The organism is Shewanella sp. HN-41, from assembly GCF_000217915.1.
In the GTDB taxonomy this organism is placed as follows: Bacteria; Pseudomonadota; Gammaproteobacteria; order Enterobacterales; family Shewanellaceae; genus Shewanella.
The window spans coordinates 30,248-55,266 of record NZ_AFOZ01000024.1 but is presented as its reverse complement, the minus strand read 5'-3'; the positions used below and the strand labels follow the sequence as shown (position 1 = coordinate 55,266).

The following is a 25,019-nucleotide window of genomic DNA, read 5'->3' as shown; positions in this document are numbered from 1 at the left end:
TAATAAAACATGATTGCTTAAAGTGGCTCCCCTGACTGGACTTGAACCAGTGACATACGGATTAACAGTCCGCCGTTCTACCGACTGAACTACAGGGGAATCATTTAACGCTGCAGTGAGATAGTAAGTGGCTCCCCTGACTGGACTTGAACCAGTGACATACGGATTAACAGTCCGCCGTTCTACCGACTGAACTACAGGGGAATCGTTATTACTCTTACTGCTTTGTTCTTACGTATCAAAACACTCGTTGAAAGTGGCTCCCCTGACTGGACTTGAACCAGTGACATACGGATTAACAGTCCGCCGTTCTACCGACTGAACTACAGGGGAATCGTTTCACACAGTCGTATTGACTCGTTGAGAACGGAGCGCATAGTAAAACGCTCTGTGGGATGAGTCAACTCGAGTTACTAAAAAAAGTGTAATTATGCTGTTAAGTGCTCATCTAATGTGCATCGTGGTGTAGAAATCATCATATTGATGAAGAAATAACTTAACTTTTCGCAAGATAGCGTTTCTTGCGGGGAGATTTTTGGGCTTAGGGCGGGTAAAAACAGAGCGGCCTTCGGCCTGCTAGAACGCTGGGTGGTTAAGAGCGAGGGTTTATAAAGGCGTAGCTCGCTTTACTTTCTCTCTAATCCCTCCGACGGGGTTTAAGTGCCCTAGCTCTCAACCAGTTATAACGTTGTCGTAAACCACTTCAGAGGGATTTAAACGGGGTCATGCTGCCAACCAATACCTACTACACCTTAGTTAAAGCATCATAAGGATATGCGTGAAAAGACTTTACTCATTTTAATTGCTGCTTCGCTTATCGCTTGCTCTGCGCCAACTCGAACGGACACAGACGATGATGGTTGCCTGATAAAGTGCGCACTTTGTTGATTGTTTAACGGATGGTTTTAATAAAGCCCATTGGGGTGGTGATAACGTTGAAGTTTGCCAATCAAATCGAGCCACAGGGTTTAGGGGAAACCTACACAGGGACAATGAACTATCGGATTATGAGCGCCGATGTGATGAACGATAACAAGGTTGCCTTGTATGAGCGTCGTGCTGCGCCTAGCTGATCGATAGCTATTAACTCAGACATCACTGTGCTCGTTATCGCATCTGGCAATCAAGAACCTAGCCTTTTGTAGGGCATTGCCCGTCCTAGCGAAGCTTGGTGCACTATCTGTTTTTGATCTAAAGACCATGGATACAAGTAGCAACATTTATCAAATGTAATTAAATTACCAGATGTTGCTTTGGTGTTATTTCGCGGTAAAGCAGTGCTCTATCCCGCGTGGATCCTAGGTTATTTTGACTTATCAACAAATTCTGTGGATAACCCTGTGGGTTGTACTTTAAAACAGGCGTCAAAGCCTTGTGGTATGGGCGATGGACTTAAATTGCACTATTTTGGCGACAAAAAATAAATTCAATAAATCCAATACTATACCAAAAGCAACCGCTATTTTATTTGGCTCTCAGTTAGGTTGCAATTTTGTAATGGAGTGAAAGCCCACTCTTGTGTATTAAATTGCCATTTCCACTGTGTTTTAGGGTGTTTTTTTGGCCAATTTTAGCCTCAAAAAGCTGTGGTCAAAAAATTTCATTTTCCGTCCATAAAATTGTCATCTTATGACGGTATGGAGGTGCGAACGGTCTATTGGGCCGATAACTACTGGAGCTTAACGGGCGACTTGATTAGAATGGGGACGACTAACCACAAGGATATGTACGAGTGTCAGAATCTGTTTTTCAGCTTGAATCACAATTTGCCCCCGCAGGGGATCAGCCCACTGCTATCGCAAAATTAATCGATGGCCTAGAGTCGGGGCTCGCTTGTCAAACTTTGCTCGGGGTAACAGGCTCGGGTAAAACCTTCACCATTGCGAATGTGATTGCCAAATTGGGGCGGCCAACCATTATTATGGCGCCGAATAAAACCCTCGCTGCACAGCTTTATGGCGAGATGAAGGAATTCTTTCCCCATAATGCGGTGGAGTATTTCGTCTCTTACTACGACTATTACCAACCTGAAGCCTATGTGCCCGCATCGAATACCTTTATTGAAAAAGATGCCTCTGTGAATGCTCATATTGAGCAGATGCGGCTCTCGGCAACGAAGGCGCTGCTAGAGCGTAAAGATGTGGTATTGATCGCCTCTGTCTCGGCCATCTACGGTTTGGGGGATCCCGATTCTTACCTCAAAATGTTATTGCATCTGCGCCAAGGCGATACCATGGGGCAGCGGGATATTCTTAAGCGATTAAGTGAACTGCAATATACGCGCAACGATATTGAGTTGCAGCGTGGTACCTTCCGTGTTCGTGGTGAAGTGATTGATATTTTCCCCGCAGACTCCGATCGCTATGCCATTCGCGTCGAATTATTTGACGATGAAATCGAGCGTTTAAGTGAATTTGATCCCTTGACGGGGCAGATCATCAAACGCATTGCCCGCACTACCGTTTATCCTAAGACCCACTATGTGACCCCGCGGGAGAAAATCCTCGAGGCAACGGATCATATCAAGCAGGAACTGCGTGAACGTAAACAAGTGCTTTTGGATAATAACAAGCTGATTGAGGCGCAGCGGATCCATGAACGGGTGCAATATGATGTGGAGATGATGGTCGAGCTGGGTTATTGCTCCGGTATCGAAAACTACTCCCGCTATCTGTCGGGCCGTGCCCCGGGCGAAGGGCCGCCAACGCTACTGGATTATTTACCTGCCGATGGTTTGCTGATCATCGATGAATCCCATGTCACAGTGCCGCAAATTGGCGCTATGTATAAAGGGGACCGTTCCCGTAAAACGACCTTAGTGGAGTACGGTTTCCGTTTGCCGTCGGCGCTGGATAACCGGCCTCTCAAATTTGAAGAGTTTGAACAGTTGATGCCGCAGACCATCTATGTGTCTGCTACGCCTAATCCCTATGAGCTTGAAAAGAGTGGTGGCGAGATTGTAGAGCAGGTCGTTCGGCCAACAGGTCTGTTAGATCCCGAGTTGGAAGTGAGGCCAGTTGGTATACAAGTCGATGATTTATTATCGGAAGTCGCTAAACGTGTCGCCGTTAATGAGCGGGTATTAGTCACGACGTTAACCAAACGTATGTCGGAGGATCTCACCGAATACCTCGACGAGCACGGGGTGAAAGTGCGCTATTTGCATTCGGATATTGATACGGTCGAGCGGGTCGAGATCATTCGCGATCTGCGTTTAGGTAAGTTCGATGTATTGGTTGGGATTAACCTGTTGCGTGAGGGCTTAGACATGCCGGAAGTCTCCTTAGTCTGTATCCTCGATGCCGACAAGGAAGGCTTCCTGCGCTCCGAGCGTTCACTGATCCAGACCATTGGCCGTGCCGCTCGAAATGTGAATGGTAAGGTGATCCTCTATGCGGATCGCATCACGAATTCTATGGCCAAGGCGATGGGCGAAACTGAGCGTCGCCGTGAACGGCAGCGTGCCCATAACTTGAAACACGGAATCGTGCCTAAGGGCGTGGTGAAACGGATCACCGATGTGATGGATGTCGATGATGGCCGTGATAGTAAAGCGGTTTATGGCAGAGTAGCCGAGTCAAAACCTAAACATTATCATGCAGATGCAGCTCAATTAAGTCACGATATCGATAAGCTAGAAAAGAAAATGCATGAACATGCCCGCAATTTAGAATTCGAGCAGGCGGCAGCCGTGCGCGATGAAGTCAAACGCTTAAGGGAACTATTAATCACCGCTTGATGGGGTTGAAAGCGGTCAAAGGTAAAATAACAGCGTGGATCATCGATGTGTAAAAAGCCGCCTTAGCTAAGGCGGCTTTTTTATTGAGGAGATGTTATTTCGCCACTTGAGGTGTCCATTTTATGGCGAGGTGCATGGCAAGCGCGCATATCAGGCCGCTGATCAAACCGACCAAATGGGCTTCAGTGGCAACCCTTGCACCTATCATGGCGGTCACATCGGAACTAGCACCATAAAGTTGTTCATGGCCAACTTTGACTATCACGCCTAGGAGTAAAAGATAACCTGAGCGCATATGACACTGAATATCCCGCATCACACCATAGGCAAATAGGCCATGCAGCATGCCGCTTAAACCGACATAACCCAGCAGTTGCGGATATCCGAAGTATAAACCTAGGCCTTCGAGTAAACACAGTAGGGCAAATAAAACACTTAAACCTTTAACGCTATAGTGGAAGTGGTGCAAAAATAGCACAATCCACAGTCCGGCAAGGTTCATTAAGAGATGCCAATGGTTTGTATGCAGCAAGTTCCCGGTAACGAGTCGCCACCATTGGCCATCTGCAATGGCACTGCGTCGATAGGCGAAGAGATCATCGATAGTGGGCGTAGCCAGTCCTGCAACGTACAGGCCTGCACAGAGCAAACTGACAACCAATGCTATCCAGTAGGGACCAAGTTTCACGCTTGTGGCTCGGTTTTTTTACTGGCGTGCGCAAGAGAAGCCATAATATCGACTTTATTTTGCAGATAATCATTTAGGCCGCGCTGGCGCAAATGGCAGGCGGGGCAATCGCCACAACCATCACCTACCACACCGTTATAACAGGTAAGTGTATGGTGACGCACGAGATCGAGCTGTTGATATTTATCCGCCAACGCCCAAGTTTGCGCCTTATTAAGCCACATCAATGGGGTGACTATCTGGAGTTTTTTGTCCATGCCCAGTACTAGGGCCGATTCCATGGCTTTGACAAAATCATTGCGACAGTCTGGATAGCCAGAAAAGTCGGTTTCACATACGCCCGTGATAATGGCGTCCGCACCCAACTGATAGGCATAAATGCCCGCTAGGGTTAAAAACAGAATATTGCGTCCAGGCACAAAAGTATTAGGCAGGCCATTTTCCATTAATTCGTGGGATACAGGGATCGCATCGCGGGTGAGGGCAGATATAGCTAACTCATTGAGTAAGCTCACATCCATCACTTTATGGCTGGTGATGTTTAGACGTTTTGCGAGGGATTTTTGCGACTTCAATCTCTTCACGGTGACGTTGGCCATAGTCGAAGGTGATCCCATGGACTTCATCGTACTGGGTGAGGGCCTGAATAAGACAAGTTGTTGAATCTTGTCCACCACTGAATACCACCACTGCTTTTGATACCGCTGCGGTTGACCCTAACGCGTTTGCGCCTAATTTAGTTGCCATAAACCAATCACCGTTCACTTAACTGAACACAAAAAAAAGAGGCCGCTAGTGTAACTCAGGCATTAGGGCTTGAAAACTCTTTGCTCCCAGCGCAGCGCCTGAGTTGTCAGTGTAAAAACTTGCAGCTTGGCTTAAAATCCTCTATAAATGCCGCCCCAGAAAAATGGAACGCCAGCATGAACTATCCCGTCAACGAAGTCTTTGAAACCATTCAGGGTGAAGGTGTCTTCACCGGAGTACCCGCCATATTTGTGCGCCTGCAAGGTTGCCCCGTGGGATGTGCTTGGTGTGATACTAAACAGACTTGGGATGTCCTTGAGGCCAATAAAGTCACGCCAGAGCAAGTGATTACCGTGGACGGCACTGTTGGTCGCTGGGCAAATCATACCGCCCAGAGCCTTATCGCGGCCTTTCATGCTAAGGGTTTTACCGCGTGGCATATAGTGATCACCGGCGGTGAACCTTGTATGTACGATTTACGTGACTTAACCGAAACCTTGCACCGTCAAGGCTTCGCCACCCAAATTGAAACCAGTGGCACCTTTGAAGTGCTCTGCGACGATAGCACTTGGGTCACGGTTTCACCTAAGGTGAATATGAAGGGCGGCTATCCCGTGTTGGCCCAGGCCCTTAATCGCGCTAATGAAATTAAACATCCTATCGCCACCGAAAAACACTTAGATGAGCTAGATGAGCTATTGAAAGGTATCGATATTTCATCCAAGACCATTTGCCTGCAGCCGATTAGCCAAAAGCCTAGAGCAACGGAACTGGCGATGAAAATTTGCATTGCCCGCAATTGGCGTTTATCTATCCAAACTCATAAATATTTAAATATCGATTAATACCACAGCGTGAGCCTGGATTGATAAAAAACGCCCCATTTCCATGGGGCGTTTTTTCATGTTTAACCTAGTTTGGGCTAAAAATATCGACAAGATACGGCATAGGAGAATTGAGCATAAGGGTAATAAGTTACTAGAGAAAGATGGGCTATTGTGACTGCGACAGCGCTCGACTTTTTTTTGACTGTTACCGGGTACGGCAATAAAGAATGAAGCTAGGGAAGACAAACTAAAGAGGGAAGTATATTCACACTAAAGTAAGAAATGGTGGAGGGAGAAGGATTCGAACCTTCGAAGGCGGAGCCGTCAGATTTACAGTCTGATCCCTTTGGCCACTCGGGAACCCCTCCACAAAACTTTCTTTTACAAATACTTAAACATTTGGCCGAGTTTAAGCTTACAGCAGATTAACTAAGAGACTAAAGTCACAGCTGACGATTGGGACAAGATGGTGGAGGGAGAAGGATTCGAACCTTCGAAGGCGGAGCCGTCAGATTTACAGTCTGATCCCTTTGGCCACTCGGGAACCCCTCCACGAATATCTCAATTGTTGTTGTGCTTACTTCAGTGCAAATGGTGGAGGGAGAAGGATTCGAACCTTCGAAGGCGGAGCCGTCAGATTTACAGTCTGATCCCTTTGGCCACTCGGGAACCCCTCCTCAATTGCGGCCGCCATAGTAGTCAGAAACCTTTTGCATGTAAAGAGCCAAGATAAAAATTTTCCTAAAGTTATGTCTCAACTGGTCGATTAACTAACAACGAATTGTTTTAATGATGTTTTTTTATGCATATTGATGTTCCTTTAGTCAACGAAGCCCAAATTGGCACCCGCTTAAATGCGGCGATAGAACACAACAGGCGAGGAGAGTTTGCCCTGTTGTTGTCCCTATTGTCGGCCGACGCTCGGGACATGGCGCAGTTTCAATGGCAAAAAGAGCTTGATAGTGCACAGAAATTACAACGCCAATTCGAGCTACCACCCAAGCAGCCTTTACTGGCGGATTTATCCCTAGGCGAACCCATAGTCGATAATAGCCCGATGTTTAATCAAGCTGGGGCGAGGGCATTTCAATTGCAACAGGCGATATGCCCAGAGGCGTTGGTTATCCGTGGTGGAGAATCGATGGCAATGGCCGAAGTGCTCAGTAACTGCGACTTGACCACTCAATTACGCCAACGTGGGCAACTCACATCCCCTAAGATTGATATTATGCATTTTGCCGATCAATTAGCGATCCAACGCAATTTAGTGCCCCTATTAGCCACAGCTTGAGGGATAAATTCACTATAAATCATTATCGATGACATAAACCATCGGACAAGCGTGAGCTAAACCTAAGTCTGTTCAGTCTGGATTGCCTATAATAATGGGCAAATTATCCCGCACTCGCTGCCTAGAACACCCAAACGGATAGGTGACTTAGCATAGGGTGTACATTATGGCTCAAGAGAGGAATGTTTAATGAAAGGTATTATTGCGGCGCAGGCCCACACAGTGAATGACACATGTACAGATTGCGGTAGCTTTGTCGATATAGGCGCCGTCATCGATGAACACGATACCCTGCTAGAATTGCATTTTAACGGCGTTAACGCGCAAAACGATGCCGATGCGATGAGCGAACGAGCCAAGGCGCGTTTTAGCCAAACCTTGGCAAAGAGTGTGCCGACTGAGTCCGGAGTGAGTTTACAGTTAACCTTTGATGTCAGTGCTGAAAAGATGATTTTTCAACTAGAAAATAGTCTGTAGTTGCTTATATCGCTCTGATGCAATAGTGATTTAATTTGTAATTAAATATGCTCGATATTGCTGTGTTGAATGAAGATAGTGTAATCTGCTCCGACAAAAATAAGCACATATTGGCTCAATTAATGCGCTTTCTCTGATAGAGTGCATTAGTCGCAGCAGTACAGTAGTTACCCAACACGAAGTTTTGTAGGGACCAGCGTGAAGCGACGTCAACATCAGCATTTATTGGAGTCTTTAGTACATTCGACGGCTAAGCAGCAGGGCGATTTTACGAAGACCGCAGAGTTAGCGACAGAATTGTTGTGCCAGAATTTAGCGGTTTCCTTGGTATCGGTATGGATATTTTCCGCCGATCAGCAGACCCAATCTTTGGTCGCACAATTTGGTTCTATGATGTTGCAAGAGGTACATAGACCTAGATTGCTCAAGGATTTTCCCCATTATCTGCAGGAGCTCAAAAACCACCGTCATATTGATGCAGGTAATACCTTAGTCGACCCTCGGTTAAGTGAGTTGACTGGGGTTTATTTTCATCCAAGGCAAGTGCTCTCTAGCCTCGATGTTGGTATCCGCATTAATGGCCGTCTTGAAGGCATACTCTGCATTGAACGCGCCCACGTGACCCACCATTGGCACGATAGTGAAATTCACCTCGCTTGCCAAATGGCCGATCAATTAGCCCTCACCTTAGCCACTAAATATACCTATGATAAAGAAGAGCGGCTTAGTCTCTTTCGCTGTGCAACCGAGCAATCTCGGCAAATGAGTATGTTGATTAATCTGCATACGGAAAAGGTCGAGTATGTGAACCAAGCCCACGCAGATATTACCGGTGTCTTGCGGGATAACAGTATAGGTTCGAATCTGCGGGAACTCGCGTTATTCAAGCAACACAGTGAACTAGCAGAGCATACTCTTGCACAAATTTACCGTGGGGAGCAGGCCAAGGGTGAAGTGCAGTTTAGCCGTGTCGACGGCAGCCGTTATTGGCTTAAATTTGTTGTTAGCCAGTTTATCACCGACCGCGGTAACCATTATGCCTTAGTGTCGGGGGAAGAAAGTACCGATGAACACAATTATAAGGCGGAGCTCGAGCGCTTAGCGTGGCGCTGTAGTTTGACGGGACTCCATAATCGTAGCCATTTCAATCGAGTGTTAGAACGCACGACGCAGGGGCTGCTGCTCCTTGTCGATCTGGTTGGGTTTAAGCGTTTTAACGATACCTATGGTCATGAGAATGGTGACAGTCTATTAATTGAAATCGGGCGACGCTTAAAACATTTTTCTGAGGTCAATAAAGCCACTGAAATTGCCCGAGTCGGGAGCGATGAATTTGCCGTGCTGCTCACGGACAGCCACGCCGTCTATGATCTCGACTATTTCAGCACGCGTTTGTATCAACATTTAGCCATGCCTATACTGATCGGCCGTGAGCAAATAGAGCCTAAACCCGCCTTAGCCGTGGTCGATATCGCCTCAGTTGCTAATTTATTCGCACCTTTGACCTGCGCAGATATTGCAGTGCAATATGCGAAAAAGAAAAAGGGCACCGCAATACAAGTATTTAACAGCACATTACTGAGTGCTTTTAAGGAAGATGCACAAATTGAGCGCGATCTGCACAGTGCCATTCGTGGGCGGCAGTTTGAACTCTACTACCAACCGCTAAGGGATCTTGAGCAGCAAACCTACATAGGTGCCGAGGCGTTGATCCGTTGGCATCACCCGAAAAAAGGGGTGCTTTACCCTGGTGCATTTATCGATATCGCCGAGCAATCGGGGATGATCAATGCGATTGGTAGCTGGGTGCTTGAGGCGGCTTGTCGGCAGCTAAATCTTTGGCAACACCATAATCCCGATTTGAGCATGCATGTGAATGTGTCAGCGCGGCAATTTTTTAGCGGCAATTTGTATGAGCAGGTATGGCAATTGCTGACTCGCTATCGCTTGAAGCCCAAAACCTTGATCCTCGAAATTACTGAAACAGAGTTAATGGGCGATATTCGCCATGCAACTATACTGTGCCAAGAGTTAGCCGAGTTAGGTGTTGGGTTGGCTATCGACGATTTTGGCACTGGCTACAGTTCGATGCGTTACTTAAAACAGTTCCCGATCAGTAAGCTGAAAATAGACCGCTCCTTTATATCCGATCTGACGATAAGTCGCGAGAGCCGTGAAATTGTGTCCGCGATTATTGCTATGGCGAGTGCATTGAATATTTCGTTAACGGCGGAGGGTGTTGAAACAGCAGAGCAGGAGGACTTTTTGACGAAGAGTTTCTGTCATCAAGCACAGGGTTATTTGTATAGTCCTGCACTGCGAGAGCCTGAATTTGCACAGTTTTTATTGTCGGCGCAAAGCACGCCTATGGTAACGCACTAATTATTTGCTGCAACACTGCCTTTAGTATTAGAGATTATTCTCCGAGTCATAACATTTTCAATATGCAGGGCATTATGCGATTGTCCGCATTTAGGGTTTTATGATGGGTTTAAGCTACTGCTGTTTTCAGAGCGTCTTTAAGCAGCATTGCTTAAATTTTTTACCACTATGACAAACACAGGGATCATTTCTACTAGGTAATTTAGCCGTCATCTGTCGGCCGTGGGTGTAATACCAGCGCCCCTGTTGATGGATAAACTCCGAGCATTCATAGATAGCATCTATCTCCCCCTCTAGCTTGTACCAAGCCTTAAAGGTTACCGTCCCCTCCCTGTGCCCTGCGATGGCGAGTTTTTCGCTTGAATCGAGTACATCGAGCCCGAGCCAGTGGGGGTGAGGCCCGCGATGAAGACCCGCTAGGGTCAAATCACCAAGAAAATCGGGGTGGTGAGTTTTAATGATGTAATCAAAATTTTTCAATACAAACGCACTGTAACGTGAACGCATAAGTTGCTCGGGAGAATCCGCTATACGGTCCCCCAAATCCACATGAATATGCAGTGGTTTACAGCAATCTTGATAGTATTGTGCACTGCCGCAGGGGCAGAAAGTATCTGGATTCATGGGTGTTAAAATTCAAAAAATTAGCTATAAAATAATGAGGTTAGTCTATTTTGTCTTTTTGCTGTCAGGCAAAGGTGAGAACTGACGACCATAGTATAAGTTAGGCACTGGCTTAGCATTGAGATAAAAGCTAGGTTCTGCACGGTTATTCATATCTAAGGTCACACTCCAGCGAGTCGAAGACACTTTTTGAGTGCCAATAACAAATTTGCCTGCAAATTCACTCACAGGCTCACCCGTTTCTTCTGCGGGGTAGAATCGCACTAAATAATAGCCAGTATCTATGGCACTGCTACCGACCATTTTACGTTTTAGTATGCGAAAATCGATATCAATTCGTGCTTTCTTAGTGCGAATTTTATCGAAAAACTTTTGATAAATAGCCACAATGCTGTCACGGCCATAATAGATCTCTTTACTTTGGCTTTCAGAGAGATAACTGGCATCTTCAGTGTAAATCTCGCCAGTGACTTCCGGGGCGAGTTCGGTAAAGGATTTTGTAAAGAGTGAATAATTGGCATTAATCAGCTGATCCGCCGTTGCAGTCGCTTGGGTTTTAGCTGGATTGGCGAAACTCGGGGTCGACAATAGGCATATCAGGACTAGCAGCAAAAATCTCATTACATTATTCTAATCAAGCAATCATGGCGCCACTATAATGGAGGCGCCCACCGAACTAAAGTGTTGAATGTTTACAAAGTGTGTTTTTGCACTAAAAATGTGCAGTAATACTAAAGTAGTGAAAGGAGCATGCCATGCTGGATGACGGAGCAGCACTGTTTTTTGAAGAAATGGCGGGAGTGATGCCATTAAAAGGTGATGCACGTGCCGTTAATTTACGGCCAACGGCACTGACAACTGAGCAATTACAGCGGCGTGATGCCTTAGAGCGTGAAGCCTATTTGGCCTGTATGCCATTGGACTTAAGCCTTATTCCCGTTCTCACCCCAGACGATGTCGTCAGTTTTAAACGTGAGGGCGTTCAAGGCGCTGTTTTTAAACGACTCAGGCTTGGACAATATAGTATTAAGATGGAATTGGACGTGCATGCTTATCGCCTCAACCAAGCCCGTGATGCCGTGCTGAACTATTTGTTAGCGGCACAGGCCCATGGCGAACGCTGCGTCATGCTCATTCATGGTAAAGGCCATAATAGTAAACCCGTCGCTGGACTGCTGAAATCCGCGGTATGTCATTGGTTATCTCAGCTTGATATGGTGCTTGCCTATCATTCGGCGAAAACCGAGCAGGGCGGAACTGGGGCGCTGTATGTGATGCTAACGAAATCGGAGCAACTAAAGCTTGCAAATAAAGAAGCTAACCGCAAGGGAATGGGCTGGCGTTAAGAGGTTTCGGTTAAGTGGAAAATAAAAATGCCCAAATCGATTGGGCATTTTTATTTCATGTATCACAAGTTGACGGCTAAACTACCAACCGCATTGACGATTAGCGGCGGTATTCTGCTCATCAAGCCATATTTTCAGTGGCGCAAAATAGTCCAGTACGGCTTTTGCATCCATAGCGTCTTTACCTGTGACTTCTTTCAAGGCAACAGGCCAGGGCTGGCTCGAGCCTAGCTCTAACATTTTATTGAGCTTTTCACCGGCCGCTTGATTGCCATAAATACTGCATCTATGAACTGGCCCTTTATCGCCTGCGGTTTCGCATAATGCTTGGTGGAACTGGAACTGCAAAATGTGGGCAAGGAAGTAACGAGTGTAAGGTACATTGCCTGGCACATGGTATTTCGCACCCGGATCAAAATCTGCTTCGCTACGCGCCATTGGTGCTTTAACGCCTTGGTATTTCTCCCTTAAATCCCACCAAGCTTGGTTATATTGCGCCGGTGTGATTTCACCATTAAAGACCTTCCAGCGCCATTGATCGATCATTAAACCAAAGGGGAGAAAGGCAATTTTATCTAAGGCTTGTTTCAGCAAGAGACCAATATCCTTAGAGGCATCGGGCACATCTTCTAACAAACCAATTTGCTTTAAGTAATTCGGAGTGATGGAGAGAGCGATAGTATCGCCAATGGCCTCATGGAAACCATCGTTAGCACTGTTTTTAAACAGGAATGGTTGTAGTTTATAGGCACGTTGATAGAAATTATGTCCCAGCTCATGGTGAATAACGGTAAAATCTTCAGCGGTTTTCTGGATACACATTTTAATGCGGATATCGTCGAGATTATCCAGATCCCAGGCCGAGGCATGGCAAACCACATCACGATCTTTTGGCTGAACAAATAAAGAACGGGCCCAGAAGCTTTCAGGTAATTCGGCAAAACCTAAGGAAGTGAAAAAGCTTTCTGCTTGCTTCACCATCTTGTGCTCATCATAGCCTTTTTCTTCTAAGAGTTCGGTAACATCGTAACCCGGATCGGCATTATCAGGTGCGACTAAGTCGTATACGTTGCCCCATTGCTGGGCCCACATATTACCGAGTAAGTGTGCGGGGATCGGGCCCGTCGTTGGGGCGATGGCATCACCATATTCTCGGTTGAGTTCACCCCTCACATAACAATGTAATGACTCATAAAGGGGTTTTACTTGTCCCCATAAACGATCGAGTTCCTGTGAAAAATCATCGGGTTTCATATCATATTGGCTGCGCCATAACTCGGATAAATTTGCATAGCCGAGGTCCTTGGCGCCTTCATTGGCTAATTCGACTTCCCGCTGGAATAGCGGGCGCATAGGTTTGGCGATTTCACGCCAGCCTTTCCATGCTTCTAACAGTTTGGCGGGATCGCGGGATTCGGCCATCAGAGTCGAAAGCTCAGGTTGAGTCATGCACTTACCATCGGCAAAACAGTATTTTCCTTTGCCGTATAAGCCATTTAACTCTGAGCTTATCTGGGCAAGCTCGGCATTTTTCGTTGGATCGAGCGGCGCGGGTAATACTAAGGCGCTACGCAGTATGTTGAGCTTACGGGCATTCACGGGATCGAGATCCACATTGGCGTACTTAGCCGCCTCGGTTGCATATTTTACCGATGCCGCACTGATTTTCTCACCAACGGCGGCGGATAGTGCCGCAGTATCATCGGTAATAAAATTGCTGTAAATCCACTCGGCCCGGTTGGATTCTATGGATAACTGTGCCATTTGTGCTTCGGCATCTGTAATAAATGCAATGGCCTGCGCCTTATCTGGCACAGTATTTATCGTCGTAGTTTGCGAAGAAACCGTGTTTTCGGTTTTGTCTTGCGCGTCATTACATGCGGTTAATCCCAGCGCTAACGCGACAGTGAAGGCGATTTTTGAGGGACGATTCAATAGAATAGCCATATTTTGCAATCCTTTGTTGTTTTTGTGTTATGCATTTTACCTAACAAAGGCGTTTTTTGCACAAGGCTAAATGGCTTTCTTTGTTGTTTGTGGTCATGAGTTAATATTTTGTTGGCATTATCGTCGCTAAAGCAGTGTATTTGGCCATTTTTAGTTTGACATCCTGAGTGCCAATGTTTAATTTAAACGAGTGTTTTAAATTAATTCAAGGTCACGGAATGGCAAGTCGATCCGATACAAAAACGAGAATTCTTGATGCCGCAGAAAAACTGTTCGCCGAAAGGGGCTTTTCCGAAACCTCCCTGCGACTCATCACTAGCAAAGCAGAGGTGAATCTGGCATCGGTTAATTATCACTTTGGCTCTAAAAAAGAGCTGATCCGTGCTGTGTTAGCTCGTTATTTAGATGTGTTTATGCCTGCTGCTGCGGCTGAAATAAAGCGATTAAATGCGGCCTCTTCACAGGCCAGTCTAGAAGAGATCTTCTCTTCTTTAGTCAATCCGCTTTTAGAGCTCAATAAGTTACGTACTGAAGGCACCACGATTTTCCTACAGCTTTTAGGCCGAGGTTATATCGAAAGCCAAGGGCACTTGCGTTGGTTTATCACCACCCATTATGGGCAACATTTGGATACCTTTGTCAGGGCTGTTTCGGCCAGTGCGCCCCATATTCCACCCGCAGAGATGTTCTGGCGCTTACACTTTACCCTAGGCACTATCGTGTTCACTATGGCCTCTGCAGATGCCTTAAACGATATTGCTGCGGCGGAGTTTGGTGAGCATAACGACATTGAAGCCGTTATCCGCAAAGTCATTCCCTACATGGCGGCTGGTGTTTCAGTCCCCGTTGTATCCTAATAAAAGGTCTTGATTATGTTAACGATTATAATCCTTGCCCTGATAGCCGTTGTCCTGTTGTTTGCGGTCAAAAATATCAGAAAGCAATTTATTACCCAGCCCGTATTTCATTTTTTCAAAAAGTATTACCGCCATTATCCGATACTGAGCGTGAGGCGATGGAAGCGGGTGATGTGTGGTGGGAAGGGGAGTTATTCCGCGGTAACCCTAATTGGAATACGCTGCATAGCTATGGCAAACCTGTGCTTAGCGCCGAAGAAAAAGACTTTATCGATAATCAAGTGATGACGGCACTGAAGATGATCGATGATTTTGACATAGTGCATAATCGTAAAGATTTACCGCCAGAGCTATGGGAATTCTTCAAGAAAGAAGGTTTCTTTGCGCTGATCATACCTAAAAAGTTTGGGGGAAAAGCATTTTCAGCCTATGCCAACTCGACTATTGTCAGCAAATTAGCCAGCCGTAGTGTCAGCGCCGCGGTAACTGTTATGGTGCCTAACTCATTAGGCCCCGGCGAACTATTGACCCATTATGGGACTAGCGAGCAGAAAGAACGTTGGTTACCTGCCTTGGCCAAAGGTGATGAAATTCCTTGTTTTGCGTTAACAGGTCCAGAAGCGGGCAGTGATGCTGGGGCTATTCCGGATGTGGGGATTGTGTGCCGTGATACTTTCAATGGCGAAGAAATGCTCGGCCTTAAACTCACCTGGGATAAGCGTTATATCACGCTTGCACCTGTGGCGACGGTTCTTGGTTTAGCGTTCCAAATGCGCGATCCTGAAGGTTTACTCGGCGATAAGAAAAACTTAGGCATTACCTGTGCACTGATCCCAACGGATCACCCTGGCGTGGTCATTGGTCGCCGCCATAATCCTTTGGGTATGGCATTTATGAACGGCACCACCCAAGGTAAAGATGTGTTTATCCCGCTGGATTGGATTATCGGTGGCCCAGAGTTTGCCGGTAAAGGTTGGCGCATGCTAGTTGAGTGTTTGTCGGCGGGCCGAGGTATTTCATTGCCTGCACTGGCAACGGCCTCTGGCCATATGGCGACGAAGACGACAACGGCCTATAGCTATGTCCGTCACCAATTTGGTATGGCAATTGGCCAATTTGAAGGGGTGCAAGAAGCACTTGCCCGTATTATTGCCAACACTTATCAATTAGAAGCAGCGCGTCGTTTAACGACCACTGGTATCGATCTTAAGGTGAAACCTTCGGTCGTGACTGCCATTGCTAAGTTCCACATGACGGAATTAGGTCGTTCTGTGATGAACGATGCCATGGATATTCAATCGGGTAAGGGCATTCAATTAGGGCCGAAAAACTATTTAGGCCACCCTTATATGTCAAACCCGATTTCAATCACTGTGGAAGGGGCGAATATTTTAACTCGTTCTTTGATGATTTTCGGACAAGGCGCAACTCGTTGCCATCCCTATGTTCTGGCCGAAATGGAAGCGGCCGCGATGGAAAATCAGCATGAAGCGCTTGAACGGTTCGATTCATTGTTGATGGGGCATATGGGATATGCCACCCGTAATGCCTTCAGTGCGTTATTTAATGCTCTCACGGGGAGCCGTTTGGGCAGCGCGCCAGTGAGCGGTGAGACAAAACAGTACTATAAAGATATGACACGTATATCCTCGGCCTTAGCCCTGATGACAGATTTATCAATGCTGATCATGGGCGGCGATTTAAAGCGCAAAGAAATGCTCTCGGCCCGTATGGGGGATGTATTGAGCCAGTTGTATTTAGGTTCTGCCACCCTAAAACTGTTTGAAGACAATGGCCGTCAACAGGACGATTTACCCGCAGTACGGTATGTCATGGCTAACCGTTTACACTTAGCTGCAAAAGCGTTGGAAGACACTATCCGTAATTTCCCAAATCGTCCTGTGGCATGGTTACTGCATGGCTTAATTTTCCCGCTCGGCAATCACTTCAATGCACCAAGTGATAAAATGGTCACCGAACTCGTCGGGGGGATGTTAAAACCAGGGCCAGCCCGTGAACGTATTACCTTCCTCTGTCCTGAGTTTGAAGGCGATATCGGGGGAATTGCCGAGGTTGAACAAGCGTTTGTGGCGCAATATGTCTGTAAAGATATCTATAAAAAGCTGAAGAAAGCCCAGCGTGCTGGTGAGCTACCAGCAAAAGTACCTAATCTAATCTTGTTTGCAAAAGCACTCGAAACTGGGGTCATCACCGCCGATGAAGAGCAAAAGTTGCAGCATGCCGATAAGCTACGTTTAGCGGCGATTAACGTGAACGACTTTGAAACCCTATAGTGATGGCCTGTACTTTGAGCCAAGCGGTTTAATCAAGTTGTACCATTGAGCCGTTTGGATTTTCATCTGACATCGCTGCCACTGAATGCAAGAAATAAAAAACCACCTTTATCAGGTGGTTTTTTATTGGCTGTGTTTCTAGTCAGCTTGAGTGACGAGAAGAAACTTAAGCAACGATCAGCACTTTACAAGTGTTTGTGCCACCGATAGTTTCCATTGCGTCGCCCTTAGTCATTAAGACTAAATCTCCGCTTTGTAAATAGCCGGCAGCTGTCAGTGATTCTAAGGCTTTTTGCGCTAATAGATCGGCTGGATAGATAGTTGAATCGAAGTAAATTGGTAATACACCACGATACAGCGCCATTTTAGCCAGTGTCGTTGCATGACGGGATAAACCTAGGATCGGCAGTGAAGAGCTGATGCGCGACATCAGTTTCGGTGTCGCTCCCGATTCGGTTAAGGCGATAATCGCTTTAACACCTTCTAGGTGGTTTGCCGCGTACATGGTCGATAATGCGATGGTTTCTTCAACCGAGGTGAACCGCGCATCTAATCTATGCTTAGATACTTTCACGCTAGGGTGAGATTCGGCGCCTAGACACACGTTCGCCATGGCTTTAACGGTTTCTTCAGGGAAATCTCCCGCCGCCGTTTCGGCCGATAACATCACGGCGTCGGTGCCATCGAGTACTGCGTTCGCGACATCCATCACTTCGGCGCGGGTTGGCATTGGGCTTGAAATCATCGATTCCATCATCTGCGTTGCAGTGATGACGATTTTGTTCAATTGACGTGAACGGGCGATAAGCTTCTTCTGCACTGCAACCAGGGCCGCATCACCGATTTCAACCCCAAGATCGCCACGGGCAACCATGACAACGTCAGAAGCGAGGATCACATCATCCATGGCTTCGTCACTGGCAACCGCTTCGGCACGTTCAACTTTGGCAACAATAAGCGCATTACTGCCGGCTTGTTGTGCTAATGAACGGGCATAGTCGAGATCGGCACCACTGCGTGGGAAAGAGACTGCCAAGTAATCGACTTGGATCATGGCTGCCGTAAGAATATCAGCCTTATCTTTTTCCGTCAGCGCCGCAGCAGAAAGACCACCACCTTGTTTGTTAATACCTTTATTGTTAGATAAAGGACCAGCAACTGTCACTGTGGTGTGGACTTTACGGCCTTCAACACGTTCGACACGTAATTGCACTCGGCCATCGTCTAGCATCAGAATGTCACCGACATTCACATCGTCAGGTAACTGCTTATAGTCGATACCCACTTGATTCTCGTCGCCTTCGCCTTTCGCTAAGTCAGCATCTAAGGTATAGGCTTGACCTAATTTCAATTGGACCTTTTTGTTGTCCTTGAAAGTAGATACACGAATTTTAGGGCCCTGTAAGTCGCCAAGAATAGCAACATGAACACCTAACTCTTTTGCTATTTCGCGGGCTTGAGTTGCGCGCTTTAGGTGATCTTCAGGGGAGCCGTGGGAAAAGTTTAGACGTACAACATTTGCACCTGCCGCGATGATGCGGCGTAGATTATCATCACGATCAGTGGCGGGGCCAAGGGTGGTGACGATTTTGGTTCTGCGGAACATAAGATACTCCGTTAAAGTTAAAAAAATCTTGGGACTATATTACCATGCTATTCCAGATTATGTAGTAAAGTTACAATCAAATTGATCTAAAGTTATGTTTCAAATTTGTGAGGCATCGCTGAAATTTGCACTAAAAATGGCTAGAAGGACGATTTGCACTAGCCATTTTTAGGATAGGAAGTGAATTACAGTATCGGATCTTTATTGATACGAGACTCCTTCAGCACCTCTTTAACACGTTTAAGATTGTCACGGAAACGTGGGCCTCGACGTAAGGTAAAACCCGTTGCCAATACATCTATAGTCACCAATTGGGCTAAACGCGAGGCCATGGGCAAATACATATCGGTATCTTCAGGCACCTCCATTGTCACTGGCAGTGTACATTCCATAGACAAAGGTGAGTTGCGTGCAGTAATACCAATCACAGCTGCGCCGTTTTCTCTGGCTAAACGTGCTATTTCAATCAATGACTTAGTGCGGCCTGTGTGAGAAATCAGCACCACAACATCACCTTCATTGCTGTTTATACAGCTCATGCGTTGCATCAGAACATCGTCAAAACAGATGACAGGTACATTAAAACGGAAAAATTTATTTTGCGCATCATGGGCCACAGAGGCGGAAGCGCCTAAGCCAAAGAAAGAAATGGTTTTAGCTTGAGTCAGAATATCAACTGCTTTATTTATGGCTGAAACATCTAAACTTTGACGGGCGGTATCTAATGAAGCCATTGAAGATTCGAAAATTTTTGTCGTGTACGACTCGGGAGAATCATCTTCTTCAACATGTCGGCTCACATAAGGTGTACCGTTAGCAAGACTTTGTGCTAGATGTAACTTAAAATCAGGAAAGCCTTTGGTATCTAAGCGGCGACAGAAACGATTCACAGTAGGTTCACTGACATCTGCCATCTTAGCCAGTGTGGCGATGCTGGAATGAATCGCTGTTTGTGGAGATGCTAAGATCACCTCTGCAACCTTGCGTTCTGACTTACTAAAATGGGTGAGGCTTTTTTGAACCTTTTCTAGGGTATTCATACGCGTACGTCCGCTAAATTGAGAATGTAATTTTATTTATTTTTGTTTAGTGGGGCAGAGCAAAATGGTTACACCACTAAATCGCTGCTTTGTAGTAATTTTTTAGTACAATTTTGAAATAAGATTTTACTACCTTCAGTAATTTAAGCACAAAAAGCATATCAGATTTATGCGCTAAGTGCCTAGTTAACCAAAATGTTAATATTGATAAAAATAGATGCATTTAACAAATTCTGTTGTTATATTACAACAAAAGTGTGGATTTCTTCATCGGCATGAAGGGACACGACATACAAAGGAGAGCGTAACGCAATGGGCAAAACAACATCAGGCGCCAAAGCTTGTGACTTCGTACTCTTTGGTACTAAAGGCGACTTGGCACGACGCAAGTTGTTACCTTCTTTATACCAGTTAGATAAGGCTGAACTTCTCGATAAAGATACGAAAGTAATCGGTGTCGCAAAAGATGAGTTTAGTCAGGATGAATTTAGAGAGTTAGTCATTCTTGCGTTAAACACCTTCGTCAAAGAACCCCTTTGCGAAGCAACACTCCAACGCTTTCTGTCCCGCTGCCACTATATCGGCACTAATTTTACGGATTCGGCAGGCTACAGTGCTTTCCATGATTTGCTCAAACCCGAAGAGCGAGTGATGGTGAGCTACTTTGCGACGCCTCCCGCTATTTTTGGTGAGATTTGTCGCTGTTTGCATGAACAAAACCTTATCCACAGCGATTCTCGCGTGGTACTCGAAAAACCCATCGGCTCCGATTTAGCATCCTCCCACGTTATCAACGATCAAGTTTCCGCCTATTTTAAAGAACGCCAGGTTTACCGAATCGACCATTATTTAGGTAAAGAAACCGTTCAAAATTTGATTGCGCTGCGTTTTGCGAACTCTTTGTTCGCCTCCAAGTGGGATAACCGCACGATCGACCATGTCCAGATCACAGTTGCTGAAGAAGTCGGTATCGAAGGCCGCTGGGGTTATTTCGATAAAGCGGGTCAAATGCGTGACATGATCCAAAACCATTTACTGCAAGTGCTGACACTGGTTGCCATGGATCCGCCCGTGAACTTAGACGCCGACAGTATCCGCGATGAAAAAGTGAAAGTGCTTAAATCACTGCGCCCCATCAATGCTGACAATGTGTATGAAAATACCGTACGCGGTCAGTATAGCGCCGGTTTCTTGAAGGGTAGCCCTGTCCCAGGCTATTTAGAGGAAGAGGGCGCTAATCTACAGTCTCACACTGAGACCTTTGTGGCGCTGCGGGTCGATATCGACAACTGGCGCTGGGCTGGGGTGCCTTTCTATTTACGTAGCGGTAAACGCATGCCGTTTAAGAGTTCTGAAATTGTGGTGTATTTTAAAAATCCACCCCATAACTTGTACCGCTCAAGCTATCGTAATCTGCCACCAAATAAGTTGACGATTCGTCTGCAGCCCCATGAAGGAGTTGAGATCCAGATGATGAACAAGGTGCCAGGTCTAGAGCAGAAGCAGCGTTTACAAACCACCAAACTCGATTTGAGTTTCTCGGATACCTTTAAAAACGAACGAATTGCCGATGCCTATGAGCGTCTATTGCTCGAAGCTATGCTCGGTAACCAAGCACTGTTCGTGCGCCGCGATGAAGTGGAGCAGGCATGGACTTGGGTCGATGGCATTATCCAATCATGGGAACAGAGCAACGAAAAACCAAAACCTTATCCTGCGGGGACATGGGGGCCAGTGGCATCGGTTGCTTTGATCACCAAAGATGGTCGTTCGTGGGATGAATAGGGGGCTTTGATGATAAAAGAAACCGTATTTAAATCCTTTGATACCCCTGTCGCGCTTGAGCAACAGCTGGCGAACAAGATTGCGAGTCAGTTGCAGGAAGCCGTCGATGTTCGCGGTAAAGCGAGTCTGGTGGTTTCCGGTGGCTCAACACCACTTAAGCTATTCGAATTGCTCAGTATGCAGTCGATTGACTGGAGCGATGTTTACATCACACTTGCCGATGAGCGCTGGGTCGATGTCGAAGACAGTGCGTCCAACGAACGACTGGTGCGTGAACATCTGCTGCAAAATCGAGCGGCCAATGCCAAATTCCGCGGTTTGAAAAATATGTTCGCGACCGCAGAAGCGGGGGCCGATATGACAGCAGAATTATTGTCAAACTTTCCGCGTCCCTTCGATGTGGTCGTACTGGGTATGGGGAACGATGGCCATACCTGTTCATGGTTTCCCTGCAGTGCGGAACTTAACGAAGCGTTATCGACACAGGCGCTGTGTGTGGCAACTAACCCGACAACGGCTCCCCACGGCAGGATCACCCTGTCCAAAAGTGCAATTCTCAATAGCAGACAAATTTATCTGCATTTGGTCGGGGAACAGAAATTATCCGTATATCGTCAAGCTTTAGAAAATGATGATGTTAATGCTATGCCTATCAGAGCCGTACTCGCGCAGCGTAAAACGCCCGTTGATGTGTTCTGGAGCGCTTAAGGAGTCACAATGCACTCAGTAATCATGCACTCAGTAGTTCAAGCTGTTACCGACAGAATTATTGTCCGTAGCAAAGCGTCACGCGCAGCTTATCTTGCCGCATTGAACGATGCCCGTAACCATGGGGTACATCGCAGCTCCTTAAGTTGCGGTAACTTAGCCCACGGTTTTGCCGCCTGTAATCCAGATGATAAAAATGCCTTGCGTCAGCTGACTAAGGCGAACATCGGCATAATCACGGCATTTAACGATATGTTATCTGCACACCAACCCTATGAAAGCTATCCTGAACTGCTGAAAAAAGCCTGTCAGGAAGTCGGCAGTGTAGCACAGGTGGCGGGTGGTGTTCCTGCGATGTGTGACGGTGTGACCCAAGGTCAACCCGGCATGGAATTGAGCCTATTGAGCCGCGAAGTGATTGCCATGGCAACGGCGGTGGGCTTATCCCACAATATGTTTGATGGTGCCTTACTGCTCGGTATCTGCGACAAGATTGTGCCCGGTCTATTAATTGGTGCCTTAAGTTTCGGTCACTTACCTATGTTGTTTGTACCGGCCGGCCCAATGAAATCCGGGATCCCAAACAAAGAAAAGGCCCGCATTCGCCAGCAATTTGCCCAAGGTAAAGTGGACCGTGCACAGTTACTTGAAGCCGAAGCTCAGTCTTACCACAGTGCGGGGACTTGTACTTTCTACGGTACGGCGAACTCAAATCAGCTGATGCTTGAAGTGATGGGCCTGCAATTACCTGGCTCATCCTTTGTGAATCCAGATGACCCACTGCGCGAAGCCTTAAACAGAATGGCGGCCAAACAGGTGTGCCGTTTAACCGAAATGGGCAGTCAATACAGCCCCATCGGTGAAATTGTTAATGAAAAATCCGTCGTCAATGGCATAGTAGCGCTGTTGGCTACGGGTGGTTCAACAAACCTGACTATGCATATAGTCGCTGCAGCACGTGCGGCGGGCATCATCGTTAACTGGGATGATTTTTCCGAATTATCCGATGCAGTGCCATTGCTAGCTCGAGTGTACCCAAATGGCCACGCAGACATTAACCATTTCCACGCTGCAGGTGGTATGGCGTTCTTAATTAAAGAATTGCTCGATGCAGGCTTACTGCACGAAGATGTAAATACCGTGGCGGGCTTTGGCCTTCACCGTTACACCCAAGAGCCAAGACTGCTCGATGGTGAGCTGCGTTGGGTCGATGGGCCAACGGTGAGTTTAGATGCTGAAGTATTAACGTCTGTAGCTTCACCTTTCCAAAATAACGGTGGCTTAAAGCTGCTAAAGGGTAACTTGGGCCGCGCCGTGATTAAAGTCTCTGCGGTTCAAGCCCAACACAGGGTGGTGGAAGCGCCCGCGGTAGTGATTGACGATCAAAACAAACTTGACGCGTTATTTAAAGCCGGTGCTTTAGACAGGGACTGTGTTGTTGTGGTTAAAGGACAAGGTCCCAAAGCCAATGGTATGCCTGAGCTGCATAAGCTAACGCCACTCTTGGGCTCGTTGCAGGATAAAGGCTTTAAAGTGGCACTGATGACCGACGGTCGTATGTCTGGTGCATCGGGCAAAGTGCCTGCCGCCATTCATTTAACACCAGAAGCCCTTGATGGTGGTTTGATTGCCAAAGTACAAGATGGCGATTTGATCCGCGTCGATGCGATAACCGGTGAATTAAGTCTACTGGTGTCCGAGACTGAACTTGCCGCCAGAGCCGTTGGTGAGGTGAATTTACATCGTTCACGTTATGGCATGGGGCGTGAGTTATTTAGCGCACTGCGTGCAAACTTGAGCAGTCCTGAAACGGGTGCGCGCTGTACTAACGCCATCGATGAACTTTATTAAAACTAAGGAAGAATAACGCAATGCTTGAGAATAACTGGTCATTACAACCGCAAGATATTTTTAAACGCAGCCCTATTGTTCCTGTTATGGTGATTAACAAAATAGAGCATGCAGTACCACTCGCCAAAGCACTGGTTGCAGGCGGGATCAGTGTGTTAGAGGTTACTTTACGCACCTCATGTGCCCTTGAAGCCATCACTAAAATTGCTAAGGAAGTGCCAGAAGCCTTAGTCGGCGCGGGTACTATCTTAAATGAGGCCCAGCTCGAGCAAGCCATTGCCGCTGGCGCGCAGTTTATTATCACACCGGGGGCTACGGTTGAATTGCTTAAAGCGGGTATGCAGGGGCCAATCCCTTTAATTCCAGGTGTTGCCAGTATTTCTGAGGTGATGGCCGGAATGGCACTCGGTTACACCCACTTTAAATTCTTCCCGGCGGAAGCCTCGGGTGGCGTCGATGCACTGAAAGCCTTTTCGGGCCCATTAGCGGATATTCGCTTCTGCCCAACAGGTGGCATTACACCGAGCAGTTATAAAGATTATTTAGCACTGAAAAATGTCGATTGTATTGGCGGGAGCTGGATAGCACCAACGGATGCAATGGAGCAGGGTGATTGGGACCGTATTACTCAGCTTTGTAAAGATGCCATCGGCGCTTTATAAACATTTGATAGCGATAAAATAAAAAACCACCGCAAGGTGGTTTTTTATGCTTCATATTAGCCCGTTGATAAAGATTCGCTGTACTAGCGGCCTGACTTTTATAGAAGCTCAGACTTTTACGAATTGTCTGGCCGTTATGGACAAATTG

At 46.7% G+C, this 25,019-nt stretch carries 18 protein-coding genes, 6 tRNA genes and 2 pseudogenes; 13 read left to right on the top strand and 13 right to left on the bottom strand.

From position 1 onward, the window contains the following. Window positions 1-23 precede the first annotated feature (23 nt). From SOHN41_RS09730 to SOHN41_RS09720, 3 genes are all read right to left on the bottom strand, one after another. A tRNA-Asn gene (locus tag SOHN41_RS09730) sits at window positions 24-99 on the bottom strand. A gap of 29 nt (window positions 100-128) precedes the next feature. Next, window positions 129-204, bottom strand: a tRNA-Asn gene (locus SOHN41_RS09725). Window positions 205-257: 53 nt separating this feature from the next. Beyond that, window positions 258-333, bottom strand: a tRNA-Asn gene (locus SOHN41_RS09720). Between the two features lie 602 nt (window positions 334-935). Between SOHN41_RS09720 and SOHN41_RS20155 the strand changes: the two genes are divergently transcribed. Next, window positions 936-1,073 (top strand): hypothetical protein, encoded by a 138-nt coding sequence (locus tag SOHN41_RS20155; protein ID WP_007648314.1) that lies wholly within the window; start codon window positions 936-938, stop codon window positions 1,071-1,073. Between the two features lie 659 nt (window positions 1,074-1,732). Then, on the top strand, window positions 1,733-3,739 hold the full coding sequence (uvrB, locus tag SOHN41_RS09715) for an excinuclease ABC subunit UvrB (protein ID WP_007648309.1): 2,007 nt from the start codon (window positions 1,733-1,735) through the stop codon (window positions 3,737-3,739). Window positions 3,740-3,833: 94 nt separating this feature from the next. Here the strand turns inward: uvrB and rrtA are convergent, their stop codons facing one another. Then, a complete protein-coding gene (rrtA, locus tag SOHN41_RS09710) occupies window positions 3,834-4,427 on the bottom strand; it encodes a rhombosortase (protein WP_037458676.1) in 594 nt (197 codons plus the stop codon). Continuing rightward, window positions 4,424-5,174, bottom strand: a pseudogene (gene queC / locus SOHN41_RS09705) (7-cyano-7-deazaguanine synthase QueC). The gene rrtA and the pseudogene queC overlap by 4 nt, the downstream one beginning before the upstream one ends. Window positions 5,175-5,350: 176 nt before the next feature. Between queC and queE the strand changes: the two are divergent. Then, the gene (queE, locus tag SOHN41_RS09700; protein WP_007648301.1) at window positions 5,351-6,019 is read left to right on the top strand and encodes a 7-carboxy-7-deazaguanine synthase QueE; all 669 of its coding nucleotides are present in this window, start codon (window positions 5,351-5,353) and stop codon (window positions 6,017-6,019) included. A 265-nt stretch (window positions 6,020-6,284) separates the two neighbouring features. On the opposite strand, the gene SOHN41_RS09695 is transcribed toward queE, so the two are convergent. The 3 genes from SOHN41_RS09695 to SOHN41_RS09685 all read right to left on the bottom strand — a co-directional run bounded on the left by SOHN41_RS09695 (window position 6,285) and on the right by SOHN41_RS09685 (window position 6,678). Next, a tRNA-Tyr gene (locus tag SOHN41_RS09695) sits at window positions 6,285-6,369 on the bottom strand. Window positions 6,370-6,468: 99 nt separating this feature from the next. Beyond that, a tRNA-Tyr gene (locus tag SOHN41_RS09690) sits at window positions 6,469-6,553 on the bottom strand. 40 nt (window positions 6,554-6,593) lie between these two features. Continuing rightward, window positions 6,594-6,678, bottom strand: a tRNA-Tyr gene (locus SOHN41_RS09685). Window positions 6,679-6,803: 125 nt separating this feature from the next. Here SOHN41_RS09685 and SOHN41_RS09680 point away from each other — a divergent pair. The 3 genes from SOHN41_RS09680 to SOHN41_RS09670 all read left to right on the top strand — a co-directional run bounded on the left by SOHN41_RS09680 (window position 6,804) and on the right by SOHN41_RS09670 (window position 10,151). Further along, window positions 6,804-7,292 (top strand): VC2046/SO_2500 family protein, encoded by a 489-nt coding sequence (locus SOHN41_RS09680; RefSeq protein ID WP_007648297.1) that lies wholly within the window; start codon window positions 6,804-6,806, stop codon window positions 7,290-7,292. Between the two features lie 189 nt (window positions 7,293-7,481). After that, the gene (locus SOHN41_RS09675) at window positions 7,482-7,769 is read left to right on the top strand and encodes a DUF406 family protein (protein WP_007648295.1); all 288 of its coding nucleotides are present in this window, start codon (window positions 7,482-7,484) and stop codon (window positions 7,767-7,769) included. A gap of 198 nt (window positions 7,770-7,967) precedes the next feature. Beyond that, window positions 7,968-10,151: a sensor domain-containing phosphodiesterase gene (locus tag SOHN41_RS09670; protein WP_007648294.1), complete on the top strand. Its 2,184-nt coding sequence runs from the start codon at window positions 7,968-7,970 to the stop codon at window positions 10,149-10,151. A gap of 126 nt (window positions 10,152-10,277) precedes the next feature. Here the strand turns inward: SOHN41_RS09670 and SOHN41_RS09665 are convergent, their stop codons facing one another. Beyond that, window positions 10,278-10,775, bottom strand: coding sequence for a YchJ family protein (locus tag SOHN41_RS09665; RefSeq protein ID WP_007648293.1), 498 nt, complete (start codon window positions 10,773-10,775; stop codon window positions 10,278-10,280). Between the two features lie 45 nt (window positions 10,776-10,820). After that, entirely contained in the window at window positions 10,821-11,396 is a 576-nt protein-coding gene (locus tag SOHN41_RS09660; protein ID WP_037458673.1) for a hypothetical protein, read from the bottom strand. A 134-nt stretch (window positions 11,397-11,530) separates the two neighbouring features. On the opposite strand from SOHN41_RS09660, the gene smrA reads away from it, so the two are divergent. Next, window positions 11,531-12,121 carry a DNA endonuclease SmrA gene (smrA, locus tag SOHN41_RS09655; protein ID WP_007648291.1) on the top strand — a complete coding sequence of 197 codons (591 nt, stop codon included), beginning with the start codon at window positions 11,531-11,533 and terminating at the stop codon, window positions 12,119-12,121. An 81-nt stretch (window positions 12,122-12,202) separates the two neighbouring features. On the opposite strand, the gene SOHN41_RS09650 is transcribed toward smrA, so the two are convergent. Beyond that, on the bottom strand, window positions 12,203-14,068 hold the full coding sequence (locus tag SOHN41_RS09650; protein WP_007648290.1) for a M2 family metallopeptidase: 1,866 nt from the start codon (window positions 14,066-14,068) through the stop codon (window positions 12,203-12,205). Between the two features lie 218 nt (window positions 14,069-14,286). Here SOHN41_RS09650 and SOHN41_RS09645 point away from each other — a divergent pair, with 218 nt between their 5' ends. Both SOHN41_RS09645 and SOHN41_RS09640 read left to right on the top strand, forming a co-directional pair. Beyond that, window positions 14,287-14,925, top strand: coding sequence for a TetR/AcrR family transcriptional regulator (locus tag SOHN41_RS09645; RefSeq protein WP_007648289.1), 639 nt, complete (start codon window positions 14,287-14,289; stop codon window positions 14,923-14,925). Window positions 14,926-14,940: 15 nt separating this feature from the next. Further along, window positions 14,941-17,219: pseudogene (locus tag SOHN41_RS09640) on the top strand (acyl-CoA dehydrogenase). A 166-nt stretch (window positions 17,220-17,385) separates the two neighbouring features. On the opposite strand, the gene pyk reads toward SOHN41_RS09640, so the two are convergent. Then, the gene (gene pyk / locus SOHN41_RS09635; RefSeq protein WP_007648286.1) at window positions 17,386-18,825 is read right to left on the bottom strand and encodes a pyruvate kinase; all 1,440 of its coding nucleotides are present in this window, start codon (window positions 18,823-18,825) and stop codon (window positions 17,386-17,388) included. Between the two features lie 185 nt (window positions 18,826-19,010). Further along, window positions 19,011-19,865 carry a MurR/RpiR family transcriptional regulator gene (locus tag SOHN41_RS09630; protein ID WP_007648285.1) on the bottom strand — a complete coding sequence of 285 codons (855 nt, stop codon included), beginning with the start codon at window positions 19,863-19,865 and terminating at the stop codon, window positions 19,011-19,013. Between the two features lie 312 nt (window positions 19,866-20,177). Between SOHN41_RS09630 and zwf the strand changes: the two genes are divergently transcribed. From zwf to SOHN41_RS09610, 4 genes are read left to right on the top strand one after another with little or no spacing between them, the layout of a single operon-like run. Then, window positions 20,178-21,650 (top strand): glucose-6-phosphate dehydrogenase, encoded by a 1,473-nt coding sequence (gene zwf / locus SOHN41_RS09625; protein ID WP_007648284.1) that lies wholly within the window; start codon window positions 20,178-20,180, stop codon window positions 21,648-21,650. 9 nt (window positions 21,651-21,659) lie between these two features. Further along, complete coding sequence (gene pgl / locus SOHN41_RS09620; RefSeq protein WP_007648283.1) at window positions 21,660-22,358, top strand: 6-phosphogluconolactonase; 699 nt, start codon at window positions 21,660-21,662, stop codon at window positions 22,356-22,358. A gap of 24 nt (window positions 22,359-22,382) precedes the next feature. Continuing rightward, window positions 22,383-24,209: a phosphogluconate dehydratase gene (gene edd, locus SOHN41_RS09615; protein ID WP_037458680.1), complete on the top strand. Its 1,827-nt coding sequence runs from the start codon at window positions 22,383-22,385 to the stop codon at window positions 24,207-24,209. Window positions 24,210-24,229: 20 nt separating this feature from the next. After that, window positions 24,230-24,871, top strand: coding sequence for a bifunctional 4-hydroxy-2-oxoglutarate aldolase/2-dehydro-3-deoxy-phosphogluconate aldolase (locus tag SOHN41_RS09610; protein WP_007648279.1), 642 nt, complete (start codon window positions 24,230-24,232; stop codon window positions 24,869-24,871). Window positions 24,872-25,019 lie beyond the last annotated feature (148 nt).